Origin of the sequence: Vibrio sp. B183, from assembly GCF_000740665.1 — a bacterium.
Lineage (GTDB): Bacteria > Pseudomonadota > Gammaproteobacteria > Enterobacterales > Vibrionaceae > Vibrio > Vibrio coralliilyticus.
Genome location: NZ_JPQB01000019.1, coordinates 67,604 through 94,255 on the forward strand (window position 1 = coordinate 67,604; position 26,652 = coordinate 94,255).

Sequence of the window (26,652 nt, forward strand, 5' to 3'; positions counted from 1 at the left end):
AATTAAAGCATAAAACAAAAGCACTGGGAGAATCTTTTTCAGCTAAAACTGGATCTAGCCAATATGCATTCTGATTCATTTTGTTTTGTGATGAGATAACTTATTGAACTGGCTCACAGAAGCCAATTAGACCGAAGTGTAAACAAAAAATAAAAACTTTTCGTTGACTCATGCTAAACAAATAGGTTAAACGTATGGGTAAGCAAACACACAATCGCAACAAAATTAAACTATGCAAAACCACAGCCACCTAGTAATGACCACAACCATTATTATTACCGACATTACACATGTTGGGGCGGGCTGCTAAGCGAAAGAAATTCAAAAAAAAGGCCTGTATCCCACAAGATACAGGCCTTTTTTTATAACTAAATTTACAGATATTTGGAGGAAGGGATGCGTGTTTTAAAGTTTGGAGGCTCATCATTAGCGGATGCTGATCGTTTTTTACGAGCAGCAGATATCATTGCTAATAATGCTCAGCAGGAAGAGGTCGCTGTTGTTCTCTCTGCACCAGGTAAAACAACCAATAAACTGGTTGCCGTGATTGATGGGGCGTTGAAAAATGGTGAGGCCGAGCTACAAATCGCTGAGTTGGAAGACTCTTTCCGCGATCTGTATCAGGATATCAAACAAGTCCTGCCTAACATTGATGGTTCAGGCTATGACAACCAAGTAAAAACATCTCTGACTCAACTGCGTCAGTTTGTGCACGGTATTAACCTGTTGGGTATGTGCCCAGATAACGTCAATGCTCGTATCATTAGTAAAGGTGAACGTGTTTCCATTCAGCTCATGAAAGCGGTATTGGAAGCAAAAGGTCAACCAGCTAGCCTGATTGATCCGGTGAAATACCTTTATGCGAACGGTGAACACTTGGAGGCGATGGTTGACGTTGAGGTTTCGACTCAGAATTTCCGCCAAAATCCACTGCCTAAAGGTCACGTCAATATCATGCCTGGTTTTACTGCAGGTAATGAAGAGGGCGAACTCGTCACTCTAGGTCGCAACGGCTCTGACTACTCGGCGGCAGTATTAGCAGCGTGTCTGCGTGCTGATTGTTGCGAAATTTGGACAGATGTCGATGGCGTCTACAACTGTGACCCACGCTTGGTTGATGATGCGCGTCTACTGAAATCACTTAGCTATCAGGAAGCGATGGAGCTGTCTTACTTTGGCGCTTCTGTGCTTCACCCTAAAACTATCGCTCCAATTGCCCAATTCCATATCCCATGTCTGATCAAAAACAGCTTTAACCCACAAGGTGCGGGCACGTTAATCGGCCAAGACACTGGGGAAGACAAACTTTCCATTAAAGGCATTACCACGCTAAGCGATCTGACCATGGTCAATGTTTCAGGTCCGGGAATGAAAGGCATGGTCGGAATGGCGAGCCGCGTATTTGGTGCCATGTCTTCAGCGGGTGTCTCTATTGTACTCATCACTCAGTCTTCTTCTGAGTACAGCATCAGTTTCTGTATCGAAGCGGAAGATAAAGCCATCGCTCAGCAAGCGCTTAGCGACTCGTTCGAGTTGGAGCTCAAAGATGGTCTTCTTGAGCCTGTTGAGTTTATGGACGATGTAGCCATTGTGACTTTGGTTGGTGATGGTATGCGCACTTCTCGCGGCGTCGCATCTCAGTTCTTCTCATCTTTGGCAGAAGTGAACGTTAACATCGTGGCTATCGCCCAAGGCTCATCGGAACGTGCGATTTCTGCTGTGATCCCCGAAGATAAGATTTCTGAAGCGATCAAAGCGTGTCATGAGAACCTGTTTAACTCTAAACACTTCTTGGATGTATTTGTTGTCGGTGTAGGCGGCGTTGGTGGTGAGCTGGTGGATCAAATTCAGCGTCAGCAAGTGAAACTGGCGGAAAAAGGCATCATTCTAAGAGTTTGTGGTTTGGCGAATAGCAAGGGGCTACTGCTCGATAGTGAAGGTCTGCCTTTAGAGCACTGGCGTGACCGCATGAACGACGCAACTGAAGAGTTTAGCCTCGCGCGATTGATTTCTCTCGTCCAGCGCAACCACATTATCAACCCAGTGCTGGTGGATTGTACCTCTTCGGAATCTATCGCTAACCAATATGCGGATTTCTTGGCAGCGGGCTTCCACGTTGTCACTCCAAACAAAAAAGCTAACACAGCGAGCATGGCCTATTACCATCAACTACGCGATATCGCCCGTAGCTCACGTCGCAAGTTAATGTATGAAACAACAGTTGGCGCTGGTCTACCAGTGATCGAAAACCTGCAAAACCTTATCTCCGCAGGGGATGAACTTGAGCGCTTTAGCGGGATCCTTTCTGGTTCGCTGTCCTACATCTTCGGTAAGCTTGATGAGGGTATGACGCTAAGTCAGGCGACCAATATTGCTAAAGATAATGGCTTTACTGAGCCGGATCCACGTGATGATCTGTCTGGTATGGATGTCGCTCGTAAGCTACTAATTCTTGCACGTGAAGCCGGCATGAATTTAGAACTGGAAGATGTGATTGTTGATCAAGCATTACCACCAGGTTTTGATGATTCAGGCAGCGTAGATGAGTTCATGGAACGATTGCCTGAGGCGGATGCGTACTTCCAAGAGTTGTCTGCCAAGGCTGCGGAAAATGGCAAAGTGCTACGTTATGTTGGAGAAATCAATGATGGTCAATGTCGTGTTAGCATTGCTGCCGTTGATGAAAATGATCCTATGTTCAAGATCAAGGATGGTGAGAACGCATTGGCCTTCTACAGCCGTTACTATCAGCCAATTCCACTGGTATTGCGTGGTTATGGTGCGGGTACAGAAGTAACTGCTGCTGGGGTATTCTCAGATGTGATGCGTACTTTAGGATGGAAACTAGGGGTTTAAAACGAATGAGTAGTGGTATGGATGTGGTGGTTTACGCCCCAGCGTCAATAGGTAACGTGAGTGTTGGTTTTGATGTGCTCGGTGCTGCGGTATCGCCTATTGATGGCACCTTGCTTGGTGACCGAGTGATGGTGAAAGCTGGAAACGAGTCTTTTAGCCTCAAAACAGCGGGCGATTTTGTTTCCAAGTTACCGGAAAACCCTAAAGAAAATATCGTTTATGATTGTTGGCAAGTGTTCGCCAGAGAGCTAGATAAGAAAGGCGTGACTCTGTTACCTCTTGAAATGACGCTTGAGAAGAACATGCCGATCGGTTCTGGGTTAGGCTCCAGTGCCTGCTCCATTGTTGCGGCTCTGGATGCGCTAAACCAGTTCCATGGTAACCCATTGGATAAAACTGAGCTATTGGCATTAATGGGTGAGATGGAAGGGCAGATATCTGGTGGCGTACATTACGACAATGTCGCGCCATGCTATCTAGGTGGTGTTCAGCTAATGCTTGAAGAGCTCGGTATCATCAGTCAGGAAGTGCCATGTTTTGATGACTGGTACTGGGTAATGGCGTACCCGGGTATTAAGGTATCAACGGCGGAAGCTCGTGAGATCCTACCATCTCAATATCGTCGTCAGGATATCATTGCTCATGGTCGACACTTGGCCGGCTTTATCCATGCTTGCCACTCGAACCAGCCAGAGCTGGCGGCTAAGATGATCAAAGACGTGATTGCTGAACCGTATCGTGAGAAACTGCTACCGGGCTTTGCTGATGCACGTAAATATGCGGCAACAGCAGGCGCTCTGGCGACGGGCATTTCAGGAAGTGGTCCGACGCTGTTTAGTATTTGCAAAGATAAAGATGTCGCTGAGCGAGTTGCTCGCTGGTTAGAACAAAATTACGTACAAAACCAAGAAGGATTCGTCCATGTTTGCCGTTTAGACAAGCAGGGCTCGAAAGTAACAGGAAGTGAGCTATGAAGCTTTACAATATAAAAGAAAATGATGAACAAGTTTCCTTTGGTCAAGCCGTTCGCCAAGGGTTAGGCCGTAATCAAGGTCTGTTTTTTCCATCGGAATTGCCGAAATTTGATGATGTTGATGCTCTGCTAGCAGAAGACTTCGTGTCTCGTAGCACTAAAATTTTGTCAGCGTTGATTGGTGATGAGCTTAGTGAAGATCAAGTTAACTCTATGGTTGACGCGGCGTTTCAGTTCCCTGCACCAATCAATCAGGTTAAAGATGGTGTCTATGCCTTAGAATTGTTCCATGGTCCAACTCTAGCGTTTAAAGACTTCGGTGGGCGCTTTATGGCGCAATCTCTTGCTACGGTATCAAACGGCGGCAAGATTACTATTCTGACCGCAACCTCTGGCGACACTGGTGCAGCCGTGGCACACGCTTTCTACGGTATGGAAGACATCAATGTTGTGATTCTTTACCCGAAAGGCAAGATCAGCCCACTACAAGAGAAGCTATTCTGTACGCTTGGTAACAATATTCACACCGTAGCGATCGATGGTGACTTCGATGCTTGTCAGGCACTTGTTAAGCAAGCTTTCGATGACGCGGCATTGCGTGAAGAAATTGGTCTAAACTCTGCAAACTCAATCAACATCAGTCGTTTGATGGCGCAAATCTGTTATTACTTTGAAGCTGCAGCGCAAATGAGTAAAGAGCAGCGTGAGAATCTTGTTGTGTCAGTGCCAAGTGGTAACTTCGGTAACTTAACCGCTGGTCTATTGGCGAAAGCGCTGGGTCTGCCAATTAAACGCTTTATTGCTGCAACGAACGCCAACGATACTGTGCCACGTTACCTAGAGACAGGTAATTGGGAGCCAAAACCAACAGTTGCGACGACATCGAATGCGATGGATGTAAGCCAGCCAAACAACTGGCCGCGCATCGAAGAGCTATGCCGCGTGAAAAAGTGGGGCCTGGAGACATTAGGTAAAGGTGCGGTTTCCGATGAGCAAAGCGCGCAGTCAGTGAAAGACTTACACTCGCTTGGTTACCTATGTGAGCCACACGGCGCAATTGCATACCGTGTCCTTGAAGAGCAATTGCAAGAAGGCGAAACGGGTCTATTCCTTTGTACGGCTCACCCTGCGAAATTCAAAGAAGTCGTGGATGAGATTTTGGACTCAGACATTGATTTGCCAGGTCCGCTGGCAAAACATGCCGCGATGGAACTGCTTTCTGAAGATCTTGCCAATGACTTTGACTTGCTGAAAGACGTTCTGCGTCGAGTACAAAAGTAATTGGTTGCTGAAAGTAAAAAGGTCACCTCGGTGACCTTTTTTTATGTGCCTGACCCGTTTTAATTAACGATTGAGCGCAAATGTTGGCAGAGACAAGTGCCAGCGAATGGCGCCTAGGCGAATCAACAAAGTAGAAAAGACACCCGCTAAGAATGCAGTGTCAGGATCATGTCCCATCGCCAACGCTGTGGTGTGAAATACCCCGCCGATAATACACGCCGTGGCATAAACTTCACTTCTCAGTACCATTGGGACTTCCCGTGCGAGCACATCACGGATGATGCCGCCGCCACAACCGGTAATCACACCCATGATGATGGCAACCAGTGCTGAATCCTGATAAGCCATGGTTTTATCGACACCAATACCAACGAACACCGCGAGGCCAATGGCATCACATACGGGCAGAATCCACCAAGCTAGACGTTTAGGACGGCGAACAATGATCATCGTTAGCAGGCAGGTGATCAAGATGGTCCACAAATAGTTTGTGTCAGTAATCCAGAATACTGGGGTGGCACCTAATGCCATGTCACGGATTGTACCGCCTCCAATAGCGGTTACGCTGCCAAGTACGGCAACACCAAAAGGGTCCATTTTGAGTCGGCCAGCAAGCAGCACACCTGAGACAGCGAAAATGGCGGTGCCGAATAAATCGACACTGTATAGCAGCATGGAATCCACGGGATTAATATCTCTTACAAATGCTCAGTGATCCTGAGGAATAAAAAACGACGGCGGATTGTATGGTATCAGAGCTAAGCGGTGTTAGCGATTTCGCCTGACGGTTTCGAAGTGCTCACAAACTTCTTCGATTGCATTCAACGTTCTGGGGGTCGGTCGGTTGAGCCAATCTGAATTCAGAGACCAGACGTATCCGCTTTTAACCGCAGACAACTGTGTTTTCCAGTCCAGCCAAGGATTCCCTTTTGCAATGGCATGCTCTGAGGTAAAGATGACTTCTGGGTTACTTAATACCACTTGTTCAGTGCCAACTTGTGGGTAGGGTGCGGCACTTTGTTCAAACACATTCTCGCCACCACAGAACGAAAATACTTCGCTTGGCCAATTCCCTTTAGCAACGGTAATTATCGGCTGTTCGCTCAACTGATAGAAATACCTTACTGGGATGTCCGTTTGATAGCGCTGTTTAAATTTCGCCAGCTGATTTCTATATTGCTTCGCGGCACTGAGTCCGACAGAAGGAGCTTGCGAATATTGACTTAATTGTTCGATGTTGTTGGCAATGTCATCCAGTGAGCTGGTGGTCGAGTAGTAAATGTTGATACCAAATTGCTTCAGCTTTTCCAATTCTCTAGCAGGGTTACCGGCAGGCCATGCGATCACCAGATCAGGCTGGAGCGCAATAATGCGTTCCAGCTTTATACCTTGGTAGTTGGAGACTTTTTCCAGCTTTGTTGCCTGTTCAGGGTAATCGCTGTGCTCACTCACTGCGATCAGTTTGTCGCCCAAACCCGCCGCAAATGCCATTTCAGTCGCGTGAGGGGCCAAGCTAATAACGCGTTCCACGGGGGCTGCGTTAACCAGCGTGGAAACCAGTAATGTAATGAAGGTAAGCAGCCGTATCTGCATTTAGATTCCTTGATAAATAAGGCCCATGATAGCGCTTTGTACCATGATCCAGGCGAACATTCGCCATGCCAGCAGGCGCTGTACTTGAGCTATATGTATGGCAGACGGCGCAATTCGGCCTCCCAGCTTGCTGCGAACCGATTTCTTACCGTCATAAATAGCAGGCCCACCGAGAGAAAGCTCTTGTTTCGCACCGACGGCGATGATCAACCATGATGGGCCCGGTAGCGGCCAAGTCGCTGCTTGCTGCTTAAGCAGAGCCCACACTTCGCTGGTTCTTTTTCCTAACGCAATCATAACGGCGAATAAGCGTAATGGGATGTAATCCAAGACGGCAACAGCTCGAATGACAGGGAGGCCAAAAGGTGAAAACTTCTCGCGTGAGGGTGACCAAGCTCGGGCGAGTTCTACCGTCATACGATAAATGAAGGCGCCAATCCCGCCTGCGATGGCGTACCAAAATAGCACTGCGACTACATTGCGACCGTACGACATGATGAGAGTTTCTGTGCCCGCTTTGCCTAAGCCGAGAAGAGACAACGACTCGGTGGAGCGATTCACCATTGGCTTGAGCAGCATTTTAGCGTGCTCTTTATCTTCTCTGGCCAATGCTTCGACAAAGTGGGCGGTGAATTTATCGGTATTGCGCCAGTCTATGGCGAGTAATAACAGCGCAAGCTCAAACAACTGGGCTTGCCACACCAACGGCTTTAACGCGATTAAAACAGCGAGCATAGGGACGATCATCAGCAACCACGCTAGGGTGCCTGAGATCATACTTTGTGAATAACTGGAATTGGTATTGACCTTGTCGGCCAGTTGCTCAGCAAATTTGTGCCATAAAATAGCAGGGTGCGCTTCACGAGGAAAAGGGAGAATAAGATGAAACAACAAAGCGCCCCATAACACTAGGAGCGCTCCGTTTGAGTATAACTGATTAAAAAGTTCTTCCATGAGTATCAGCCACTCGCTATTGATTATGCTTTAAGCAACTCAACCATTTTGAAGACCATCTCAGAAGAGCTCTTTGCTGCTAGCGGTAGAAACTCTTCGAAGCTCATTGGTGACTCTTTGTCAGCCACGTCTGAAATGGCACGCACTACAACAAACGGTACTTTAAATTGGTGACAAGCTTGAGCAATCGCAGAGGCTTCCATCTCAACGGCAATCACCGATGGGAAATGTTGGCGGATAAACGCCTGACGCTCAGCGGTGCAGACAAAAGTATCACCAGTACAAATTAGACCTCGTACTGCGTGCTTGTCTTCCATTTGTGACAGTGCCTTTTCTGCAACGTCCATCAGCTTCGCATCTGCAGTGAAAGCCGCAGGTTGCCCAGCCATTTGACCCATTTCATAGCCAAACGCTGTTACATCTGCATCGTGGTGACGAACTTCTGTCGAAATAACCACATCGCCCAAATTCAGTGTTGAATCAAAGCCACCCGCAGAACCTGTATTGATGACAACATCTGGTTGGTATTCATCAAGCAAGACAGTGGTACCGATTGCTGCTGCCACTTTACCGATACCAGATTGAAGTAGGACTATGTCCACACCGTTCAGTTGACCAGAGAAGAAAGTACAACCCGCTTTTGACACTTCTTGGCAGTTTTCAATAGCTTGTTTAAGAATAGAGACTTCTTGCTCCATTGCACCGATGATGCCGATTTTCATAAGGAATCCTGTTATTTCAAATAGGTAGCTTTTAATCCGCTAAGTGTAACAGAAAAGGGCAATAACGGAATGGACTTCGTCTCCGCCTCTCGTGCGAAGTGCGCAAATACCTATTGCTTAAGCAACGAGCATCCCATATAATTCGCGCTCCTCGTGTCGGCTGAATCAGAGATTGGCTGGCACAACGTTTAACCTACTCTTATTAGGAGAGAATTATGTCTCTGAATGCAGAAACTAAAGCAGCAATCGTTGCAGATTACGCACGTGGCGAAGGCGACACTGGTTCACCAGAAGTACAAGTAGCTCTACTTACAGCTTCTATCAACCACCTACAAGGTCACTTCAAAGCGCATAAAGGCGATCACCACAGCCGTCGTGGTCTTCTACGTATGGTTTCTCGTCGTCGTAAACTTCTAGATTACCTAAAAGGTAAAGATCTAGATCGTTACCACGACCTAATCAAGCGTCTAGGCCTACGTCGCTAATTAGCGACTGCATAGAGCAGTTTGTCGGAAAAGGGGCTTTTTGCCCCTTTTTTGTTGCCTAAATTTAGCCAAATCCGTTTTATCCCGTTATAATACGCACGCCCATACTCATGTTGTTTGAGTATTAAAAGCAAAAACTCATTGCATTACAGTCAACCTCGTCGACCAAAAGGTCGCGACTATTAAAAATGACATTGCCTCTCTTTAAGTTTTGGATAGCAACAGTGCGTTTTTACTAGTCGCGATTTGTAGTGCCTTGAGTGTCAATTAACACTATCTGAGCCCCATTTGGATGCCTCAGAAACAAGGAATAACAATGTTCGAAAAACCAGTTGTTAAAACGTTCCAGTACGGTAACCACACGGTTACTCTAGAAACTGGCGTTATTGCACGTCAAGCTACAGCAGCAGTTATGGTGACAATGGACGATACTGCGGTATTCGTATCTGTTGTAGGTAAAAAAGAAGCGGTAGAAGGTCAAGACTTCTTCCCTCTAACGGTTAACTACCAAGAGCGTACTTACGCTGCGGGTAAAATCCCTGGTGGTTTCTTCAAACGTGAAGGTCGCCCTTCTGAAGGTGAAACGCTAACGGCTCGTCTAATCGACCGTCCAATCCGTCCACTTTTCCCAGACGCATTCAAAAACGAAGTTCAAGTTATCGCGACAGTTGTGTCTGTAAACCCAGACGTTCAACCTGACATCGTAACAATGATCGGTACGTCAGCGGCACTTGCTATTTCTGGTATCCCGTTCAACGGTCCTATCGGTGCAGCACGTGTTGGTCACATCGACGGTCAACTTGTGCTTAACCCAAGCAATACTGAACTAGAAACGTCTAAGCTAGACCTAGTTGTTGCGGGTACTGAAGGCGCTGTTCTTATGGTTGAGTCAGAAGCTGACAACCTAACCGAAGAAGAAATGCTATCAGCGGTGGTTTACGGCCACGACCAACAGCAAGTTGTGATCAACGCGATCAACGAATTCAAAGCTGAAGTGGCTACTCCTGCTTGGGATTGGGTTGCTCCAGAAGAGAACACAACGCTTGTAAACAAGATCGCTGAGCTTGCTGAAGCTAAGCTAGTTGAAGCTTACCAAATCACTGAGAAGATGGCTCGTTACGACCGCATCCACGAGATTGCAGGTGAAGTAAACGAAGTTCTTCTTGCTGAAGATCCAGAAGCGAACACAAAAGAAATCCACACTATCTTCCACGATCTAGAGAAGACAGTGGTACGTCGCAGCATCATCGCTGGTAACCCACGTATCGACGGTCGTGAAAAAGACATGGTTCGTGCGCTAGACGTACGTACTGGTGTTCTTCCACGTACTCACGGTTCATCACTATTCACTCGTGGTGAAACTCAGGCGCTAGTAACTGCGACTCTAGGTACGCAGCGCGATGCTCAAATCATCGATGAGCTAACGGGTGAGCGTAAAGATCACTTCCTACTACACTACAACTTCCCTCCATACTGTGTAGGTGAGACTGGTTTTGTAGGTTCTCCTAAGCGTCGTGAAATCGGCCACGGTAAGCTAGCTAAGCGCGGTATTGCTGCAGTAATGCCATCTGTAGACGAATTCCCATACACAGTACGTGTAGTTTCAGAAATCACTGAATCTAACGGTTCTTCTTCAATGGCTTCTGTATGTGGTACGTCTCTAGCGCTTATGGATGCTGGTGTGCCAATCAAGTCTTCTGTTGCGGGTATCGCAATGGGTCTTGTTAAAGAAGGCGACGATTTCGTTGTCCTTTCTGACATCCTTGGTGATGAAGACCACCTAGGTGACATGGACTTTAAAGTAGCAGGTACTAACACTGGTATCACTGCACTTCAAATGGACATCAAGATCGAAGGTATCACTAAAGAGATCATGCAAATTGCGCTTAACCAAGCTCAAGGCGCACGTAAGCACATCCTATCTGTAATGGATGAAGCTATCTCTGGTGCTCGTGATGATATCTCTGAGTTCGCTCCGCGTATTCACACAATGAAGATCAGCGCTGAGAAGATCAAAGACGTTATCGGTAAAGGTGGTGCAGTTATCCGTGCTCTAACTGAAGAGACGGGCACAACTATCGAAATCGAAGACGACGGTACAATCAAGATTGCTGCAACTGAAGGTACAGCTGCGAAAGAAGCAATCCGTCGTATCGAAGAGATCACGGCAGAAGTTGAAGTTGGCCGCATCTACACAGGTAAAGTAGCGCGTCTAGCAGACTTCGGTGCATTCGTAACTATCCTGCCAGGTAAAGATGGTCTAGTACACATCTCTCAAATCGCTGACAAGCGCGTTGAGAAAGTGTCTGACTACCTAGCTGAAGGTCAAGAAGTTCAAGTTAAAGTTCTTGAAATCGACCGTCAAGGCCGTGTTCGTCTAAGCATGAAAGAAGCAGTTGAAAAGACTGAAGAAGCATCTGCTGAAGAGAAACCAGCAACCGACGCATAATGCGATATCGCTAAGTGGGTTGGTTTGGTGAATTAGCCTATTCTGCTAAAAGCATGTTATAAAGGGAGCACTACGCTCCCTTTTTTAATGCGGCCGATACTGAGCAGCGGGCTCAGCAACAGGAGTACTTATTTGTGAAATGGTTTCAAACCGCAACACTTAGTTTAGCGTTATTGGTGACGGCAGGTTGTGCCACTACATCAAATAACAGTGCTGAGTGGCTTTACCCACCAATGGCTGTGCCGTTGCAAGCAAGCGTTCAGCAAGAAGTGCAGATCGCTCGTTTGAGTCAGTTACTTCAACGTCAGGATCTTCCTAAAGAAGTCCGAGCGAAAATGCTTTATGAGCGTGGCAACTACTACGACAGCGTAGGCCTGCGTGACTTGGCCAGATTAGACTACAACCAGTCACTGTCGCTTAACCCTGCGCAGCCAGATCTGTTTAACTTACTGGGTGTTTACTTCACTCAAGTAGGAGAGTATGACGCTGCCTATGATGCGTTTGACTCTACTTTGGAACTCGACCCTGCAAACTCCTACGCAGCCCGAAACCGTGCGATTGCATTGTATTATGGCGGTCGTATCGATCTTGCGTTGGAAGATATGACGGAGCATTACCAAGAAGATACGGCAGACCCTTTCCGAGCGCTTTGGCTGTATATTGTCAAATCGGAAAAAGATCCTCAGGCAGCCACAGCTGAGCTAATGTCTCGTTATGAGCAACGTGACGAGCAGTGGGGCTGGGTGCTCGTGGCTATTACTTTAGGTGAAATCTCGGAAGATGAAGCCTTTAAAGCGATCTTAGTTGGTACACGCGACAATACCTTGTTAGCGCAACGTCTGACAGAAGCGTATTTCTACCTAGGCAAGCGTTACCAGAGCCAAGGTGACTACGCGAGCGCGATCTCCCTCTACAAACTCGCTATTTCGTTTAACGTGTATGAGTACGTTGAGCATCGCTATTCGTTCTTGGAGTTGACCCGAATTTACAATGAGGTCAAGGAAGAACAGTTAGCCAAAAAGGCTCAGGCGCAACAACAAGCCTCCAACTGAACCAATATTGAATGATGATAAAACCGCTGCTTTGCAGCGGTTTTTTTATTGCCATTTATTTTAACTATCACTAAAATAGTTAGCCTTGCTAACTAAAAGTGCTGAAATCTTATGGATCTAGAAAACTGCCTGATAGAACTGGAACGTTTTTGCGCTAAAGCGTGGCGAGTGCATGCTAAAGAAGACCCTTTATCTCTATTGAGTTTTAACGAGTATGACTATTTGAGGGTTATCGAAGAATTTCCAGAGGGAATTCGCATCACTGACCTAGCCAATGAGATGAAAGTAACCAAACCGTCCGCGTCGAATATGGTCGCGCGGTTGCAAAAGAAAGGGTTAGTTTCACGTATCTCTTGTATGCAGGATGCACGTTCAAAGCGAGTCATACTGAGTGAGCAGGTGTTAAAGGATTTATCGAAAGAACAGTTAGTTTATCAGCATATTGCGCAAGCGATGAGTAACAAACTGACGGAACAAGAAGCAGGGCAGCTTGTATCTCTGTTGGAAAAGTCACTAAAAGGCTAACAGGTTCAACAATTTTCAATTTAACTATTTAGTTAGCCTGGCTAACTTGTGGTGAGAGAAATGCAAACTTCCATATATAAACAGTTTTGGAAATACACAATTCCAACCGTCGCTGCCATGCTGGTCAATGGCTTATATCAGGTGGTAGATGGTGTATTTATTGGTCGCTATGTTGGCGCTGATGGGCTCGCAGGAATCAATGTTGCCTGGCCTGTGATCGGCTCAATTCTGGGAATTGGCATGCTGGTGGGCGTGGGTACCGGGGCTATGGTGTCGATTCGTCAAGGTGAAAAAGACGCACTAGGCGCGAAACAAACTCTGGCGACAGGCTTGGTACTCTTACTGGCGTTAACCCCTGTGGTGTCTGGGTTACTGTTTTTCTTCGCTGATGATTTCTTGCGTTGGCAGGGTGCTGAAGGGCGCGTGTTTGACTTAGGGTTACAGTATCTGCATATCCTGATAGGTGCCAGCGTATTTACCCTTGGCTCGATTGCTATGCCGTTCTTACTGCGTAATGACGACAGCCCAAATTTGGCGACTATGTTGATGGTCGTGGGAGCGCTAATCAACATTGTGCTCGACTACCTATTTATCGCTTGGTTAGGTTGGGAGCTGACTGGTGCAGCGATTGCAACCGGAATTGCTCAGATGGTTGTTACCTTATTGGGCGTGGGGTACTTCTTCTCACACAGAGCCAAACTTCGCCTACGAATCCATGAGCTGAAACTTAAGTTGGCGCTAGTGCCTCAGATATTTTCCATCGGTACATCCAGCTTTTTTATGTACGCCTATGGTTCGATGATGGTGGCGTTGCACAATAGCTTGTTTGCTCAATATGGCGATCAGCTCTTGATTGGCGCCTATGCCATTCTAGGTTATATCGTAACCGTGTATTACCTGACTGCTGAGGGTATCGCCAACGGTATGCAACCGCTAGTGAGCTATAACCATGGCGCACGCCATCAGGCCAATATTCGCAAGTTGCTCAAAGTAGCGATGGTCAGCTCGGTGGTCATCGGTATGGCGTTTGTTCTTTTGCTGAATATCTTTCCACGCGAGTTTGTCTCTGTATTTAACTCAACGGATACTCAATTGATCGATAATACGATTCTTGGTATTCGATTACACATGTTTGCACTTGCGTTGGATGGATTCCTTGTGGTTGCCGGAGCCTACTATCAGGCGATCAATAAAGGCAGCAAAGCCATGTTTGTTACCATAGGTAATATGCTGATTCAGCTACCTTTCTTGTTCATAATGCCTAAGCTGATGGGTGTGCCGGGCATTTGGATTGCTTACCCGCTGTCAAACATCGCGTTGAGTATTGTTGTGGCGATGATGCTATTAAAAGACATTCGACGTTATAACGTACAGCCACCAGAGCAAGCTTTGGCATAACATGTAAACATTGCTTTAAATGGAATCCGGTATAGGTAAGGCTTGTACCGGATTTTTCTTATCTGGCATAGGTGCAATGTCTGAAATTGTTGCAGTAGAGCTTTAGCACTATGTCTCGTTTTGTGTCGAGAGATGCATACTCGTGCCGAATGTTGATCGCATTGTTGTTTGGTATTTATATAATTCACTGGCTAGTCTTAGTAATGAGACAGATTATCTTGCCGAGTCTCTATAATGTAACGGCTAAGTTTTGGTGCCTCTGGAGGCACAGCATTAAAATTTGAATCAATAGGGATACATTTCATGGCTAGTCAGTTCCGAATGGACTCCATTCCTGGTTCACTTATCGTTGTCGGTGGTACGTATGAGCCCTGGCTGTCGGTGTTAGAGCAAGTAGGATGGCGTTGTACTCAGTGTGCAGATTTACGCAAAGCGGACGCTTTGTTCAGCGAAACAGGGCCTTGCATTGGCATCGTCGACCTTAGTCATGACGAGTTCAGTCTCAATGGTATTGCGAATTTGGTGAGTAACCATAAGCAAGTCCGTTGGCTCGCATTTATCCGTGAATCGCAATTAAGTTCAGATACCATTTGCCAGTTTATCGTTAACTTTTGTATCGACTTTTTCACTGCGCCAATCCCGGATGCTCAGCTTCTCAGCACTATTGGCCACCAACTTGGTATGCTCAAGTTAGAGAAAAAAGTCTGGCCACACTATGGCAGTAATAATGACATGGGGCTGATCGGAGAGTCGATCCCAATGAAGCGTCTGCGCGATCAGATCAAACGTATCGGTCCAACTGACGTCAGCATTCTGATTTATGGTGAGAGTGGTACTGGTAAAGAAACCGTGGCTCGCGCTGTGCATAAAACCTCTTCTCGAGCGCAGAAAGAGTTCATTTCTGTCAATTGTCGCGCTATGTCGGAAAGGCGTCTTGAGAGCGATTTATTTGGTATTAACCGCGATGATGCCTCTGAGCCTTCGATTCTTGAAAAGGCGGATGGTGGCACCATACTGCTTAACGATATTCTTACTCTGCCTAAGTCTCAGCAGTTGAATTTGCTGCGATTCCTTCAGGAAGGCACTATCGAGACAGTGAATGGTCGGCAGGAAATCGACGTGCGTATTCTGGCAGCCAACTCTGCGGATATCGAAAAAGCGTTGATTGATGGTGATTTCAATGAAGAGCTTTACCACTACATCAATGTCTTGCGCATCAATGTGCCAAGCTTGAAAGAGCGTGCGGGGGATATCGCGATACTCGCGCGTCATTTCCTTCAGGAATATTCTAAGGAATACAACGCTCAGGCTCGCAGTTACACAGAAGAAGCTACACGTGCTCTGACGCGTTATCACTGGCCGGGCAATGTCCGTGAGTTGATGAATCAGATCAAGCGTATTGTTCTGATGTCTGAGACCGTGATGTTGGATGAAGAACATCTCGATTTACCTAAACGCAGTGACGGCAAACGCAGCTTGAAGAGCATTCGTGAACGCAGTGAACGCGATGCGCTTCTATTAGTGCTGGAGTCTCATTCTGGTCAGGTTTCAATGGCAGCGAAAGAGTTGGGTGTATCGCGTGCCACTATGTACCGATTACTTAACAAACATAACTTAATCAGTGATGCGACAGTGTAATTAGCTGTTTTGTTTACATAAAGCCACACTCTCAGCAGTGTGGTTTTTTTATTTTCATAGAGCATAAATCGTTGAAGCTTATATCACCTAGTGGAATATCTTATATTCCTGAGTTTGGTATGGTTATTTTTAGGTTAAAAAATTGTATTTTAATTTTATGCAACAAAGTGGTTGAAATATCATCGCCCATGCATAGAATTTAACCATGAGTACAAGCTCATACATCGAAACACTTTTCTATTTGGATTAATACATTGCTAGGAGGCGCACAATGAAAAATTTCAACGTCAATTCATTGATTACTGCGTCTTGCGATCAAGTATCGATCATGGCGGCTAAACAACATAAGCCCGCTTCATTTGATCGCCGATCTGCCCAAGTAATGTAATTAGTCCGTATCCATTTATTTTTAATTGGCTGCGGGAAAGCAGCGAATTAAAAATGTCCTCATTTTATCAGTCTATTCGTTGATCTTTTCCCAGCTGTCTATCATCCAACTGGAGAATTATCATGAGTCATTCTGTATATCTAAAACTTGCTACGCTACTAGTAAAAGCTGATTTACGTCGTGAAGAGCGTGAATGGAAACGTCGGGTTCGCCGCAGCGCGTTTCAGATTCCTTGGGAAAATACCCACCTGCTACGCGATATTGGTTTAGAGCAAGATGGTCGCCCTGTCGGTCAAACTGAGCCAGATAGCGTCAAAGCCGAACGTCGTATTCGTCATCTTCGTCGAGTACTCAGTGCGCGAATACCTACGTAATAAAAAGGGCCAGTTTGCTTCACTGGCCCGAACCTTATCAACCAGCTACTGATGCAGTAGCTGGTTTTTCACTAAGGACAAGGATTGGAATAAGTCGTGCCAATTGCCTGAAGTCCCTGAAGCAATTCTTCACTTAATACGACATCAAGACTGTCAATGTTCGATTTAAGCTGCTCTAGATTCGTTGCTCCTATGATGTTGGAGCCAACGAAAGGGCGCTGATTGACAAACGCCAATGCCATTTGTGCCGGATCAAGCCCGTGCTCTCGAGCTAAGTTGACGTAGGCTTCAGTCGCTTGAATGCCTTGCGGCGTAAAGTAACGGACAAAGCGTTCGAATAGGGAACAGCGAGCGCCTTCTGGTCGAGCATTATTAAGGTATTTACCACTCAGGCAACCAAATGCCAACGGTGAATAGGCAAGCAACTGAACACCTTCATAGTGACTGATTTCAGACAAACCGATTTCAAAGCTGCGATTGAGCAGGTTATACGGATTCTGAATTGAAACAATACGCGGCAGTTCATGTTTTTCTGCTAGGCGCAGTAGCGTCATTACACCCCAAGGTGTTTCGTTAGAGACACCGATGTAGCGTACTTTGCCCGCTTTTATCAGGTCTGCCAGACTTTCGAGGGTTTCAATCAGCGTGACTTCTTCATTTTCGTCAGGGTAGGGATAGTTGAGTTGACCAAAGCAATTGGTCCGGCGCTGTGGCCAATGTAGTTGGTAAAGGTCGACATAGTCGGTTTGCAGGCGCTGTAAACTATCGTCAATCGCCTGATGAACATTGCGTCTATCCAGGCTCATGTTATCGCGAATGTAAGGGACATTTCTTGGGCCGGCAATTTTAGTCGCCAGTACGACTTTTTCTCTCTTACCTGATTTTTTCAGCCAGTTACCGATGTATTGCTCGGTGGAGCCTTGGGTATCCGCTTTAGGGGGAACGGGGTACATTTCGGCGGTATCGATGAAGTTCACACCACGTTCGAGTGCATAATCCAGCTGACTGAAAGCGTCTTGTTCTGTGTTTTGTTCACCAAAGGTCATGGTGCCCAGACAGATTTTACTAATTTCAAGAGTGGAATGAGGTAACTTGTTGTATTGCATTGAACTTCCTTACTCAATTTCTCTTTGTTATCCCAATATAGGGCATCGTCACATTAGAAGAAACGGTAATCGATAACAATTTCGCAAAATTTGTATAGTTAACTAGAATTTAAAAGTGGAGGTGAGCTATGCAAAAAAGCCAATTAGATAAATGGATTCATGGACATCACAAAGACAGTTATCAGCCACCTAAGGTGTTTGTTATTGGTTGTTCGGATCTCTCACATTACCTTCTTGCAGTGGAATACAAGCATAAACTGGAACCGATTAAACAAGATGATGAGCCGATTCACTTTGAGTCTCTCGACTCTGTCAAAGAAGAGTTATTACGTTTGGGAGTTGAAAGGGCTTATCTAAGGTTACATAACGCTTATGATGAATGTGGTGCTGGAGATGGCCCGCTTTATCATGATGTCGAACTGTCATTGACCACGCATTAGATCAAACAAAGTTTTGTTCAAGGATCTGAGCTGTAAATTGAGTTCGAAGATAAAACCCTCGCGGCAAAGTCATTATAGGCTTGCCGCTCGATCCATACGCTTCGGTCAATACTCTGCTATTTGCGGCTTTTGGTCGCAGTTGCAGGACTTCACCATGTCGAGCGGTAATTTGTTCCACTTGTCCCAGCACGATCAGTTCCATTAATTCTTCCCAATCCGTTTTGAGTTGTAACTCCTCGGCTTCATTTGGCGACCATATTAATGGTGACCCCACGCGGCGTTCGGCAAGCGGGATCTCACGCTCTCCTTCGACAGGAACCCAAAGCACTCTTGATAGCTTGTTACGTACGTGGCTGGTTTCCCAAGTCAGTCCTTGTACTCCCATCAGTGGAGCGACACAGACAAAGGTGGTTTCCAAAGGTTTGCCCGTATAGCTAATCGGGATCGTTTTTAGTTCGATCCCGAGCTGCTCAAAATCTTGTTGTGGTTTGCTTCCCGCGAGTGCGCCCAGGTGCCATTCCAACAGCTGACCCACCCAGCCTTTATCTCTTCTTAGATCTGGCGGAACCGTTAGGTTCGCTTCATCTGCCAGTTCCTTAAAACATACACCAGCAATATCTCGTGCTCGATCGAGCAATTCGGTTTCCGATTTAGGTTCGGGCTTCATGTGGATCATCAGGGTGGTCAAACGTGGCCGTTATTGTAGCGGAAAATGATCCAAATGTGGCTGATTGAAAGTTGATCTTAGTGTCTAAAAGATCATCAGTTAAGGGGTTATCCACAGGTGTTGTCGATATAAGACAATTTTTTATCAGGAGTGTATGAATAAACAGTGTTTTAAGGTCAATAATTTGCTTGAGTTTTTGGTCATAAGTTGCCTTGCTGAGCCGGTGGTGTGGATAAAAGTGTCGCTGGTGGATCTTTGACCGATCTGAGTGAGTGCCGTTTTATCGATCGGTATCTTGGCGGTTACTTTGATTGTTTTTATTTATCTTTATGATTTTTATGTATTTTATTTCTGGTGTTTTAAAGCTTATATTAAACCTGATGTGGTTATGGATAAAGAATGATCACTTTCTCTAAGATTCTTCACATGGTTATACACAGAAAAGGTGAATAAATGTGGACTATGTCTCACCTTTATGTGAATAACCGCGTTTCGGGTTAAAAGTTATCCATAAAGACTAAGTTACGCCATATTTTACGTATCAGTCACACTAGTAAGTTTGCTACATCTGGGGATATGTGGAAAAATCACTGTAATTAAGAATTTATTAGAGGTTGGCCAGTGATAGATGGCGATGGTTACCGCTTAAATGTGGGAATTGTAATCTGTAACAACCATGGTCAGGTCTTCTGGGCTAAACGATACGGGCAACATTCTTGGCAATTTCCTCAAGGGGGAATTGATGACGGCGAAACACCTGAACAGGCAATGTTTCGCGAGCTATATGAAGAGGTTGGTCTTACTAAAAAAGACGTAAAAATTGTGGCGACTAGCCGCCATTGGTTAAGGTACAAACTACCAAAGCGATTAGTGCGCTGGGATTCAAAACCTGTCTGTATCGGACAAAAACAGAAATGGTTCCTTCTTCGTCTGGATTGTGATGAATCACGAATTAATATGCAGCGAGGAAATTCCCCTGAATTTGATGGTTGGCGTTGGGTTAGTTATTGGTATCCAGTCAGGCAAGTAGTGTCTTTTAAGCGCGATGTATACCGTCGAGCAATGAAAGAATTCGCCTCTGTAGCAATGCCGTTTAAAGAGCGCAGAGCTAAGGGTAAGCGTAAACACAGAAGAGGATAGGCATGCTTTCTCAACTAAGGGACATAGTTGAACAGGTATCTAAAATCGAAGATGTGCATCAGGCATTGAAGGTTTTAGTTAAGCAAACTTGCAGCGCGATGAATACAGAGTGTTGCACTGTCTATCTCGCTAACGAAGAGATGCAGCGCCTTGAGCTGATGGCGACTCAAGGCTTGCGTTTCAAAGGCAATAAAATCCACATCAACTTCAGCGAAGGTTTGGTCGGCTTGGTCAAACGCAGCGCTGAACCTCTCAATCTTGCTGAAGCTTCTCGGCATCCTAATTTCAAATACTTCTCTCAACTTGGCGAAGAGGTCTACCAAAGCTTTTTGGGCACCCCGATCATCTATCGCAAGCAGGTGCTCGGTGTACTGGTGGTCCAACAAAAGCAACCGCGCCAGTTTGATGAGATGGAAGAGTCTTTTCTGGTCACATTAGCGGCTCAGCTAGCGGTGATCATTGCTCATGCTCAAACTCAGGGGCATTGGCGTCTCGAGAAGAAACTTCATACCATCAAAGGTATTCCCGCATCCTCCGGTGTGGCTATCGGCGAGTTCTGGTGGGATGACACACAACCAGATTTAGCGGATGTGTACCCCGCTTCGACCTTGGACGTTGACCGTGAGCAAGAGTGGTTGCTGCTGGCGATTGAAGATGCGTTGAGTGATTTTCGCCGTATGCGTAAAAAGCTCGATAGCGAAATTAATAAAGATACATTGGCGATATTTGATCTGTTTACGCACTTGTTGAATGATCCAATGTTGCGAAATGACCTCAAAACGCAGATCCAAAAGGGAGATCGCGCTGATTGGGCGTTGAGGCAAGTGGTTGAGAGCTACTCTAACCGTTTTGCTCGCATGTCAGATGTTTATCTCAGAGAGCGTGCCCAGGACATAAAAGAGCTAGGTCAACGTTTACTTTTCTTCCTCCACAATACCGAGAAAGATCAGCCTTCTATTGAAAAGCCCGTTATATTGGTTGTACGCGAGTTAACAGCAACCTTGCTGGCTTCTATTCCTAAGGAAAAACTCCTTGCGGTGGTCTCCCTCGAAGGGGCGGCAAACTCTCACGCGGCAATTCTATCTCGTGCGCTGGGTATTCCAGCTGTGATGGGGGTGACACTTAATCCCAAGCCGATTAATGGCAAGCGTGGCATCGTCGATGGTTACAGCGGTAAGATTTTTGTCTCTCCGGGTAAGCAGCTACTCAAAGAGTATCGCGAGCTGGCTCATGAAGAGAGCGAGCTGGCGACTATGGTCAACCAGCGAATTCTTGAACCGGCATGCACCAGCGATGATGTGCGTATTGAAATCATGCTCAACGCTGGTTTGAGCGCGGATGCGAACATTGCCGTGAACCAAGGGGTTGATGGGGTTGGCCTATATCGAACCGAAATTTCTTTTTTGCTCCAACATCGTTTTCCTTCTGAAGACGAACAAACTCTTCAGTATCAGTCCGTCCTGAATACATACCCCGACAAGCGCGTTGTCATGCGTACGCTCGATGTTGGTGGAGATAAAGCGCTGCCTTACCTGCCAATTGAAGAAGATAACCCTTTCCTTGGTTGGCGTGGTATTCGTTTTACGCTTGATCATCCAGATATCTTCCTGATGCAAATTCGCGCCATGATGCGAGCCAGTGCGGAACACGATAATTTGAGTATCTTGTTGCCAATGGTATCAGGGGCTCAAGAATTGGATGATGCGATTGATTTGATAGAGCGTGCTCATCAAGAAGTCGCAGAATTGGATGAGCGAGTTAAAATGCCAGCCATCGGCGTGATGATCGAAGTACCATCGATGATTTATCTGTTGCCGCTGATTGCGGAAAAAGTGGATTTTGTCTCCATTGGTACGAACGATCTGACGCAATACTTACTTGCCGTGGATCGCAACAATGCGCGAGTATCGGATGTGTATGAGTCGATGCATCCTGCTGTGATCATGGCACTGAATCATATCCAACAGACTTGTCAGCAACTTCAACTGCCGGTGTGTATTTGTGGTGAACTAGCGGGTGATCCTATCGGCGCGCTTCTCATGGTGGGGCTGGGTTACCGTAGCTTGAGTATGAACACGTCGAATGTTGCTAAGGTGAAGTACTTACTGCGTCATATCGATAGTACGGAATTACGCGAACTTGCTGACAAAGCTCTGATGCAGCCTTATGGCAATGACATTTATACTATGATGCAAACTTTCTTTGAGGAGAAAGGCTTTGCAGGCTTTATCCGTGCTGGTAAACGATAAGGAAAAACGTGAATATTGAATTTTTAGTCTTGCTGCTCCTTCTTGGTGGTATTGTTGGAGTGATGGCAGGACTGCTTGGCATCGGTGGTGGTTTGATTGTGGTGCCAGCGTTGCTCTTCTTGCTTCCTATGGCTGGGATTGATCCCGCGATCAGTATGCAAATCGCTTTGGCGACCTCTCTGGCTTCCATTATTGTCACTTCAGGTTCTTCGGCATTTAATCACTTCAAACTCGGTAATGTGGATATGTATGTGGTGAAATGGCTGATGCCCGGCGTGGTCGTGGGCGGTTTTCTCGGCGCGAATGTTGCGGAGTGGATTCCTTCCCAGTACCTACCGAAAGTGTTTGGCGTGATAGTGCTGTGCTTAGCGGTGCAAATGCTGTTTTCGATAAAGCGCAAGAGTCAGAAAACCATGCCTGGCAACAGTGCCACTGTAGCGATTGGCACTGGGATAGGGATGGTGTCGAGCTTAGCAGGTATCGGGGGCGGGTCGTTGTCTGTGCCATTTCTTAATCGACACGGCATTGAAATGCGCAAAGCGGTCGGTTCTTCTTCTGTGTGCGGTTGCTTTATCGCCATCTCAGGTATGATTGGTTTCATCTTGCATGGTTATCAGGCACAATCATTACCAGCTTACAGTTTGGGATATGTTTATGTGCCAGCACTGATTGCCATAGCTTCGACATCCATGTTGACGACTCGCATCGGCGCTAAATTGGCGACATCCTTACCGACGGCAACGTTGAAAAAAATCTTTGCAATCTTTTTAGTCTTTGTTGCCGGAACTATGTTGCTGTAATGGACTCTCATCTAATTATCTGAATACCAAAAGAGTAATTATTCTATGTCTCAGGGATACCTTGAATTTCCTAATATCGATCCTGTCCTAGTTTCGATTGGTCCACTGTCAATTCGCTGGTATGGGCTGATGTACCTGGTTGGTTTTGCGTTTGCGTTGTGGCTAGCTAATCGACGAGCAGATAAGTCAGACAGTGGATGGACGCGAGAGCAAGTCTCCGATCTGCTCTTTGCTGGTTTCCTTGGGGTAGTGATTGGCGGGCGAGTCGGTTACGTTATTTTCTATAACTTTGATTTGTTCCTTCAAGACCCTCTGTACCTGTTCAAAGTGTGGACCGGAGGCATGTCATTCCACGGTGGACTGCTTGGGGTCATCACTGCAATGTTCTGGTATGCCAAGAAGAATGGTCGTACTTTCTTCGGTGTCGCTGACTTTATCGCGCCATTAGTACCGTTTGGCCTTGGAATGGGACGCTTAGGTAACTTCATGAACAGTGAATTATGGGGCCGAGTGGCGGACGTGCCATGGGCGATTGTCTTCCCTAATGGCGGCCCTTTACCTCGTCATCCATCTCAGTTGTATGAAATGCTTCTTGAAGGCGTTGTGCTGTTCTTTATTCTCAATTGGTTCATCAAAAAGCCACGTCCTCTCGGTGCGGTCTCAGGGCTATTTTTAGCAGGATATGGTACATTCCGTTTCCTTGTCGAATACGTTCGTGAGCCTGATGCCCATCTTGGTTTATTCGGTGGATTTATCTCTATGGGACAGATCCTATCTCTACCTATGGTTATCGTTGGTATCATGATGATGGTATGGGCTTACAAGCGTGGTCATTACAAAGATGAAATTCCACAACAAACGAAGTAAGGAACGGGTGTGAAACAGTATTTAGATCTCTGTCAGCGAATTGTTGAGCAAGGTGAGTGGATTGAAAACGAACGTACAGGCAAACGCTGCCTGACGGTCATCAATGCTGATCTGACTTACGATGTCGGCCACAACCAGTTCCCATTAGTGACAACGCGTAAAAGCTTTTGGAAAGCCGCGGTGGCTGAGTTGCTCGGTTATATTCGTGGTTACGACAGTGCGGAAGATTTTCGCAAGCTCGGTACCAAAACTTGGGACGCTAATGCAAACCTAAACCAAGCTTGGCTCAATAACCCTTATCGAAAAGGTGAGGATGACATGGGGCGCGTTTATGGTGTTCAGGGGCGTGCTTGGGCTAAGCCTGACGGTGGTCATATAGACCAACTTCGTAAGATTGTTGATGATTTAACGCGTGGGGTTGATGACCGCGGCGAAATCCTCAACTTCTACAACCCAGGTGAGTTCCATATGGGGTGTTTACGCCCTTGCATGTATAGCCATCACTTCTCGTTGTTAGGTGATACGCTTTACCTCAATAGTACTCAGCGCTCATGTGATGTGCCTCTTGGCCTGAATTTCAACATGGTTCAGGTGTACGTGTTCTTGGCTATTATGGCTCAGATTACAGGTAAAAAACCGGGGCTGGCTTACCACAAGATAGTGAATGCTCACATCTATGAAGATCAGCTTGAGTTGATGCGTGACGTTCAGTTGAAGCGAGAGCCTTTGGCATCACCTACGTTCCATATCAACCCGGATATCAAGTCTCTAGAAGATTTGGAAACTTGGGTCACGCTGGATGATTTCTGGGTTGAGGGCTACGAGTACCATGATCCGATCCAATACCCATTCTCAGTGTAATCAGCACGAGTTGTTAAAGAGCCGCCTATCGCAGGGCGGCTTTTTTATGCGAGAAAGAACGGGCGGCACCTTATGGAGCGTTTTGGTACTGGAAAGTGGGATCGAGCGTCGCCTCGTTGAAACTAGTATTGTTCACTTAACCACAACTTAGCTCTTTAGCTCATCCGCAGGATGAAACCCCGTTCCCTTCTTCATCAGCTAAGCGTAGACAAACAAAAAAGCCCGCAACCTAGGTTGCGGGCTTTGAATAAGCGATGGTGCTTCGAATTAAGCAGTCAGTGCTAGGATGCTACCTGGCAGTACAAGGAATACCGCAATAAGGTAACCAGCCACTACAGCCTTGTTCTTCACTGCCATATCAGAGATGATGTCAGCGGCTTTAACTGGTAGTTCGCGCAGGAACGGAATACCAAAGATAAAGACTGTGGCTAGGATGTTGAACGCTAGGTGTACCAAAGCAATTTGTAGAGCGAATACTGCGAACTCACCTGATGCTGCTGTTGCCGCCAATAGTGCGGTAATACATGTACCGATGTTGGCACCTAGAGTGAATGGGTATACGTCACGAACTTTCAATACACCTGAGCCAACAAGTGGAACCATTAGGCTGGTTGTTGTTGATGAAGACTGAACCAGTACAGTAACCACAGAGCCAGAGAAAATACCGTGAATCGGGCCACGACCAATAGCGCTCTTTAGAATTTCACGAGCACGGCCAACCATTAGGCTCTTCATCAGTTTACCCATCACAGTGATAGCAACGAAGATGGTTGCGATACCAATAACGATAAGTAGTACGCCACCGACAGTATCACCAAATGTAGCAAGAGGCTCTTTCACTGCGCTTACAACAGGCTTAGTGATTGGCTTGATGAAGTTCAGGCCTTTCATACTCATGTCGCCAGTCGCTAGGAATGGTGACACTAACCAGTGAGAAATTTTCTCCAGAATGCCAAACATCATTTCCAATGGTAGGAAAATAGCAACGGCCAGAAGGTTAAAGAAGTCGTGAATTGTTGCACTTGCAAAAGCACGTTTGAACTCTTCTTTATCACGAATGTGACCAAGGGAAACCAATGTGTTGGTTACTGTAGTACCAATGTTTGCACCCATAATCATTGGGATTGCAGTTTCTACTGGAAGGCCGCCAGCCACTAGACCAACGATAATCGATGTCACTGTGCTAGAAGATTGAATAAGAGCTGTTGCGACAAGACCGATCATCAGGCCTGCTACTGGGTGAGATGCGAATTCGAACAAGACTTTAGCTTGATCGCCTGTTGCCCATTTAAAGCCACTGCCTACCATAGATACTGCTAGAAGCAGTAGATATAACATGAATGCCAAGTTAGCCCAGCGTAACCAGCGAGTAGTGCTCGATATAGGCGCCGCTGTAGTAGTAGCTTGGTTCATAATTTTTCTCCGTGGACCGTATTAAGTTTGTATTGGTCGGTTGTTGAAACTGTGGGCGATACTAGATGGGAAATATTTCATTAATATTACAGTTGTGTGTAATAGAAAATTATTTATCTGGACACGGGTTTAGTGCATGTATTTTTAAATTTACATGTACTTTAAGACTTTGATAAATAATGAAATTTTTGTTTTCTAGCCCTAAACCACCTTCTTTAGAAGGTGGTGATCGTTCTGTTGGGCTTTGCCCGAAGAACGCTCATGTTCAAGATGTCCTCGTTTGCAACCAACAAATGAAGGAAATAACGAACATGAGCAGATATGAATCCGCTTCACACGTTTATCATCGGTGCCAATATCATATTGTTTGGACACCTAAATATCGACTAAAGATTCTGAAAGGAAATTTAGGCAAAGAGCT

At 46.1% G+C, this 26,652-nt stretch carries 25 protein-coding genes and 1 other annotated feature; of the genes, 18 read left to right on the forward strand and 7 right to left on the reverse strand.

The genetic code is table 11. The features are described 5' to 3' along the window. Nucleotides 1–232 precede the first annotated feature (232 nt). The 4 genes from thrL to thrC all read left to right on the forward strand — a co-directional run bounded on the left by thrL (nucleotide 233) and on the right by thrC (nucleotide 5,110). Nucleotides 233–310 carry a thr operon leader peptide gene (gene thrL / locus IX95_RS27105; RefSeq protein ID WP_080555901.1) on the forward strand — a complete coding sequence of 26 codons (78 nt, stop codon included), beginning with the start codon at nucleotides 233–235 and terminating at the stop codon, nucleotides 308–310. Beyond that, nucleotides 246–365: a sequence feature (Thr leader region), on the forward strand. It overlaps the preceding gene by 65 nt. 31 nt (nucleotides 366–396) lie before the next feature. Next, on the forward strand, nucleotides 397–2,856 hold the full coding sequence (thrA, locus tag IX95_RS20715) for a bifunctional aspartate kinase/homoserine dehydrogenase I (protein ID WP_038163673.1): 2,460 nt from the start codon (nucleotides 397–399) through the stop codon (nucleotides 2,854–2,856). A gap of 17 nt (nucleotides 2,857–2,873) precedes the next feature. Continuing rightward, the gene (gene thrB, locus IX95_RS20720) at nucleotides 2,874–3,830 is read left to right on the forward strand and encodes a homoserine kinase (RefSeq protein ID WP_006957764.1); all 957 of its coding nucleotides are present in this window, start codon (nucleotides 2,874–2,876) and stop codon (nucleotides 3,828–3,830) included. Beyond that, nucleotides 3,827–5,110 carry a threonine synthase gene (gene thrC, locus IX95_RS20725; protein ID WP_038163675.1) on the forward strand — a complete coding sequence of 428 codons (1,284 nt, stop codon included), beginning with the start codon at nucleotides 3,827–3,829 and terminating at the stop codon, nucleotides 5,108–5,110. The genes thrB and thrC overlap by 4 nt, the downstream gene beginning before the upstream one ends. A 63-nt stretch (nucleotides 5,111–5,173) precedes the next feature. On the opposite strand, the gene IX95_RS20730 is transcribed toward thrC, so the two are convergent. The 4 genes from IX95_RS20730 to mtnN all read right to left on the reverse strand — a co-directional run bounded on the left by IX95_RS20730 (nucleotide 5,174) and on the right by mtnN (nucleotide 8,379). Continuing rightward, a complete protein-coding gene (locus IX95_RS20730; RefSeq protein ID WP_029236075.1) occupies nucleotides 5,174–5,794 on the reverse strand; it encodes a TRIC cation channel family protein in 621 nt (206 codons plus the stop codon). Nucleotides 5,795–5,878: 84 nt separating this feature from the next. After that, nucleotides 5,879–6,703, reverse strand: a complete 825-nt coding sequence (btuF, locus tag IX95_RS20735; RefSeq protein WP_038163677.1) for a vitamin B12 ABC transporter substrate-binding protein BtuF — start codon at nucleotides 6,701–6,703, stop codon at nucleotides 5,879–5,881. Then, entirely contained in the window at nucleotides 6,704–7,657 is a 954-nt protein-coding gene (locus tag IX95_RS20740) for a cobalamin biosynthesis family protein (RefSeq protein ID WP_021456355.1), read from the reverse strand. Nucleotides 7,658–7,680: 23 nt separating this feature from the next. After that, the gene (gene mtnN, locus IX95_RS20745; RefSeq protein ID WP_038163680.1) at nucleotides 7,681–8,379 is read right to left on the reverse strand and encodes a 5'-methylthioadenosine/S-adenosylhomocysteine nucleosidase; all 699 of its coding nucleotides are present in this window, start codon (nucleotides 8,377–8,379) and stop codon (nucleotides 7,681–7,683) included. Nucleotides 8,380–8,594: 215 nt separating this feature from the next. On the opposite strand from mtnN, the gene rpsO reads away from it, so the two are divergent. The 7 genes from rpsO to IX95_RS20780 all read left to right on the forward strand — a co-directional run bounded on the left by rpsO (nucleotide 8,595) and on the right by IX95_RS20780 (nucleotide 16,688). Beyond that, nucleotides 8,595–8,864 carry a 30S ribosomal protein S15 gene (rpsO, locus tag IX95_RS20750; RefSeq protein ID WP_006957756.1) on the forward strand — a complete coding sequence of 90 codons (270 nt, stop codon included), beginning with the start codon at nucleotides 8,595–8,597 and terminating at the stop codon, nucleotides 8,862–8,864. A 316-nt stretch (nucleotides 8,865–9,180) separates the two neighbouring features. Then, complete coding sequence (gene pnp, locus IX95_RS20755; RefSeq protein ID WP_038163683.1) at nucleotides 9,181–11,313, forward strand: polyribonucleotide nucleotidyltransferase; 2,133 nt, start codon at nucleotides 9,181–9,183, stop codon at nucleotides 11,311–11,313. A gap of 134 nt (nucleotides 11,314–11,447) precedes the next feature. After that, nucleotides 11,448–12,365 carry a lipoprotein NlpI gene (gene nlpI / locus IX95_RS20760; RefSeq protein WP_019275503.1) on the forward strand — a complete coding sequence of 306 codons (918 nt, stop codon included), beginning with the start codon at nucleotides 11,448–11,450 and terminating at the stop codon, nucleotides 12,363–12,365. Nucleotides 12,366–12,476: 111 nt separating this feature from the next. After that, nucleotides 12,477–12,890 (forward strand): MarR family winged helix-turn-helix transcriptional regulator, encoded by a 414-nt coding sequence (locus tag IX95_RS20765; protein ID WP_038163685.1) that lies wholly within the window; start codon nucleotides 12,477–12,479, stop codon nucleotides 12,888–12,890. A 60-nt stretch (nucleotides 12,891–12,950) separates the two neighbouring features. After that, entirely contained in the window at nucleotides 12,951–14,288 is a 1,338-nt protein-coding gene (locus IX95_RS20770) for an MATE family efflux transporter (RefSeq protein ID WP_038163687.1), read from the forward strand. Nucleotides 14,289–14,591: 303 nt separating this feature from the next. After that, a complete protein-coding gene (vpsR, locus tag IX95_RS20775) occupies nucleotides 14,592–15,926 on the forward strand; it encodes a cyclic-di-GMP-binding transcriptional regulator VpsR (RefSeq protein ID WP_019275505.1) in 1,335 nt (444 codons plus the stop codon). Between the two features lie 510 nt (nucleotides 15,927–16,436). Next, a complete protein-coding gene (locus IX95_RS20780; protein WP_038163689.1) occupies nucleotides 16,437–16,688 on the forward strand; it encodes a hypothetical protein in 252 nt (83 codons plus the stop codon). Between the two features lie 71 nt (nucleotides 16,689–16,759). On the opposite strand, the gene IX95_RS20785 is transcribed toward IX95_RS20780, so the two are convergent. Continuing rightward, entirely contained in the window at nucleotides 16,760–17,794 is a 1,035-nt protein-coding gene (locus IX95_RS20785; protein ID WP_038163692.1) for an NADP(H)-dependent aldo-keto reductase, read from the reverse strand. 128 nt (nucleotides 17,795–17,922) lie between these two features. On the opposite strand from IX95_RS20785, the gene IX95_RS20790 reads away from it, so the two are divergent. Further along, complete coding sequence (locus IX95_RS20790; RefSeq protein WP_006957738.1) at nucleotides 17,923–18,234, forward strand: DUF6482 family protein; 312 nt, start codon at nucleotides 17,923–17,925, stop codon at nucleotides 18,232–18,234. A 1-nt stretch (nucleotide 18,235) separates the two neighbouring features. On the opposite strand, the gene mutH is transcribed toward IX95_RS20790, so the two are convergent. Beyond that, entirely contained in the window at nucleotides 18,236–18,901 is a 666-nt protein-coding gene (gene mutH / locus IX95_RS20795; RefSeq protein WP_038163694.1) for a DNA mismatch repair endonuclease MutH, read from the reverse strand. Between the two features lie 621 nt (nucleotides 18,902–19,522). Between mutH and rppH the strand changes: the two genes are divergently transcribed. From rppH to IX95_RS20820, 5 genes are read left to right on the forward strand one after another with little or no spacing between them, the layout of a single operon-like run. Then, nucleotides 19,523–20,041: an RNA pyrophosphohydrolase gene (gene rppH / locus IX95_RS20800; RefSeq protein ID WP_006957734.1), complete on the forward strand. Its 519-nt coding sequence runs from the start codon at nucleotides 19,523–19,525 to the stop codon at nucleotides 20,039–20,041. A gap of 2 nt (nucleotides 20,042–20,043) precedes the next feature. Then, a complete protein-coding gene (ptsP, locus tag IX95_RS20805; protein WP_038163696.1) occupies nucleotides 20,044–22,290 on the forward strand; it encodes a phosphoenolpyruvate--protein phosphotransferase in 2,247 nt (748 codons plus the stop codon). Nucleotides 22,291–22,298: 8 nt separating this feature from the next. Continuing rightward, nucleotides 22,299–23,090: a sulfite exporter TauE/SafE family protein gene (locus tag IX95_RS20810; protein WP_038163698.1), complete on the forward strand. Its 792-nt coding sequence runs from the start codon at nucleotides 22,299–22,301 to the stop codon at nucleotides 23,088–23,090. 45 nt (nucleotides 23,091–23,135) lie between these two features. Next, nucleotides 23,136–23,957 carry a prolipoprotein diacylglyceryl transferase gene (gene lgt / locus IX95_RS20815; RefSeq protein WP_038163702.1) on the forward strand — a complete coding sequence of 274 codons (822 nt, stop codon included), beginning with the start codon at nucleotides 23,136–23,138 and terminating at the stop codon, nucleotides 23,955–23,957. Between the two features lie 9 nt (nucleotides 23,958–23,966). After that, nucleotides 23,967–24,818 (forward strand): thymidylate synthase, encoded by an 852-nt coding sequence (locus tag IX95_RS20820; RefSeq protein ID WP_038163705.1) that lies wholly within the window; start codon nucleotides 23,967–23,969, stop codon nucleotides 24,816–24,818. Nucleotides 24,819–25,085: 267 nt separating this feature from the next. Here IX95_RS20820 and IX95_RS20825 read toward each other — a convergent pair whose 3' ends face one another. Then, nucleotides 25,086–26,231 (reverse strand): Na/Pi symporter, encoded by a 1,146-nt coding sequence (locus tag IX95_RS20825; protein ID WP_006957724.1) that lies wholly within the window; start codon nucleotides 26,229–26,231, stop codon nucleotides 25,086–25,088. 311 nt (nucleotides 26,232–26,542) lie between these two features. Between IX95_RS20825 and IX95_RS26060 the strand changes: the two genes are divergently transcribed. Further along, the coding region (locus IX95_RS26060) for a transposase (protein ID WP_200876927.1) at nucleotides 26,543–26,652 on the forward strand (110 nt) is incomplete at its 3' end.

Bases quoted from the DNA above. Each gene is read 5' to 3' on its own strand.
- thrL (WP_080555901.1), top strand. From the start codon at position 233: ATGCAAAACCACAGCCACCTAGTAATGACCACAACCATTATTATTACC.
- thrA (WP_038163673.1), top strand. From the start codon at position 397: ATGCGTGTTTTAAAGTTTGGAGGCTCATCATTAGCGGATGCTGATCGT.
- thrB (WP_006957764.1), top strand. From the start codon at position 2,874: ATGGATGTGGTGGTTTACGCCCCAGCGTCAATAGGTAACGTGAGTGTT.
- thrC (WP_038163675.1), top strand. From the start codon at position 3,827: ATGAAGCTTTACAATATAAAAGAAAATGATGAACAAGTTTCCTTTGGT.
- btuF (WP_038163677.1), bottom strand. From the start codon at position 6,703: ATGCAGATACGGCTGCTTACCTTCATTACATTACTGGTTTCCACGCTG.
- IX95_RS20740 (WP_021456355.1), bottom strand. From the start codon at position 7,657: ATGGAAGAACTTTTTAATCAGTTATACTCAAACGGAGCGCTCCTAGTG.
- mtnN (WP_038163680.1), bottom strand. From the start codon at position 8,379: ATGAAAATCGGCATCATCGGTGCAATGGAGCAAGAAGTCTCTATTCTT.
- rpsO (WP_006957756.1), top strand. From the start codon at position 8,595: ATGTCTCTGAATGCAGAAACTAAAGCAGCAATCGTTGCAGATTACGCA.
- pnp (WP_038163683.1), top strand. From the start codon at position 9,181: ATGTTCGAAAAACCAGTTGTTAAAACGTTCCAGTACGGTAACCACACG.
- IX95_RS20765 (WP_038163685.1), top strand. From the start codon at position 12,477: ATGGATCTAGAAAACTGCCTGATAGAACTGGAACGTTTTTGCGCTAAA.
- IX95_RS20770 (WP_038163687.1), top strand. From the start codon at position 12,951: ATGCAAACTTCCATATATAAACAGTTTTGGAAATACACAATTCCAACC.
- vpsR (WP_019275505.1), top strand. From the start codon at position 14,592: ATGGCTAGTCAGTTCCGAATGGACTCCATTCCTGGTTCACTTATCGTT.
- IX95_RS20780 (WP_038163689.1), top strand. From the start codon at position 16,437: ATGAGTCATTCTGTATATCTAAAACTTGCTACGCTACTAGTAAAAGCT.
- IX95_RS20785 (WP_038163692.1), bottom strand. From the start codon at position 17,794: ATGCAATACAACAAGTTACCTCATTCCACTCTTGAAATTAGTAAAATC.
- IX95_RS20790 (WP_006957738.1), top strand. From the start codon at position 17,923: ATGCAAAAAAGCCAATTAGATAAATGGATTCATGGACATCACAAAGAC.
- mutH (WP_038163694.1), bottom strand. From the start codon at position 18,901: ATGAAGCCCGAACCTAAATCGGAAACCGAATTGCTCGATCGAGCACGA.
- ptsP (WP_038163696.1), top strand. From the start codon at position 20,044: ATGCTTTCTCAACTAAGGGACATAGTTGAACAGGTATCTAAAATCGAA.
- lgt (WP_038163702.1), top strand. From the start codon at position 23,136: ATGTCTCAGGGATACCTTGAATTTCCTAATATCGATCCTGTCCTAGTT.
- IX95_RS20825 (WP_006957724.1), bottom strand. From the start codon at position 26,231: ATGAACCAAGCTACTACTACAGCGGCGCCTATATCGAGCACTACTCGC.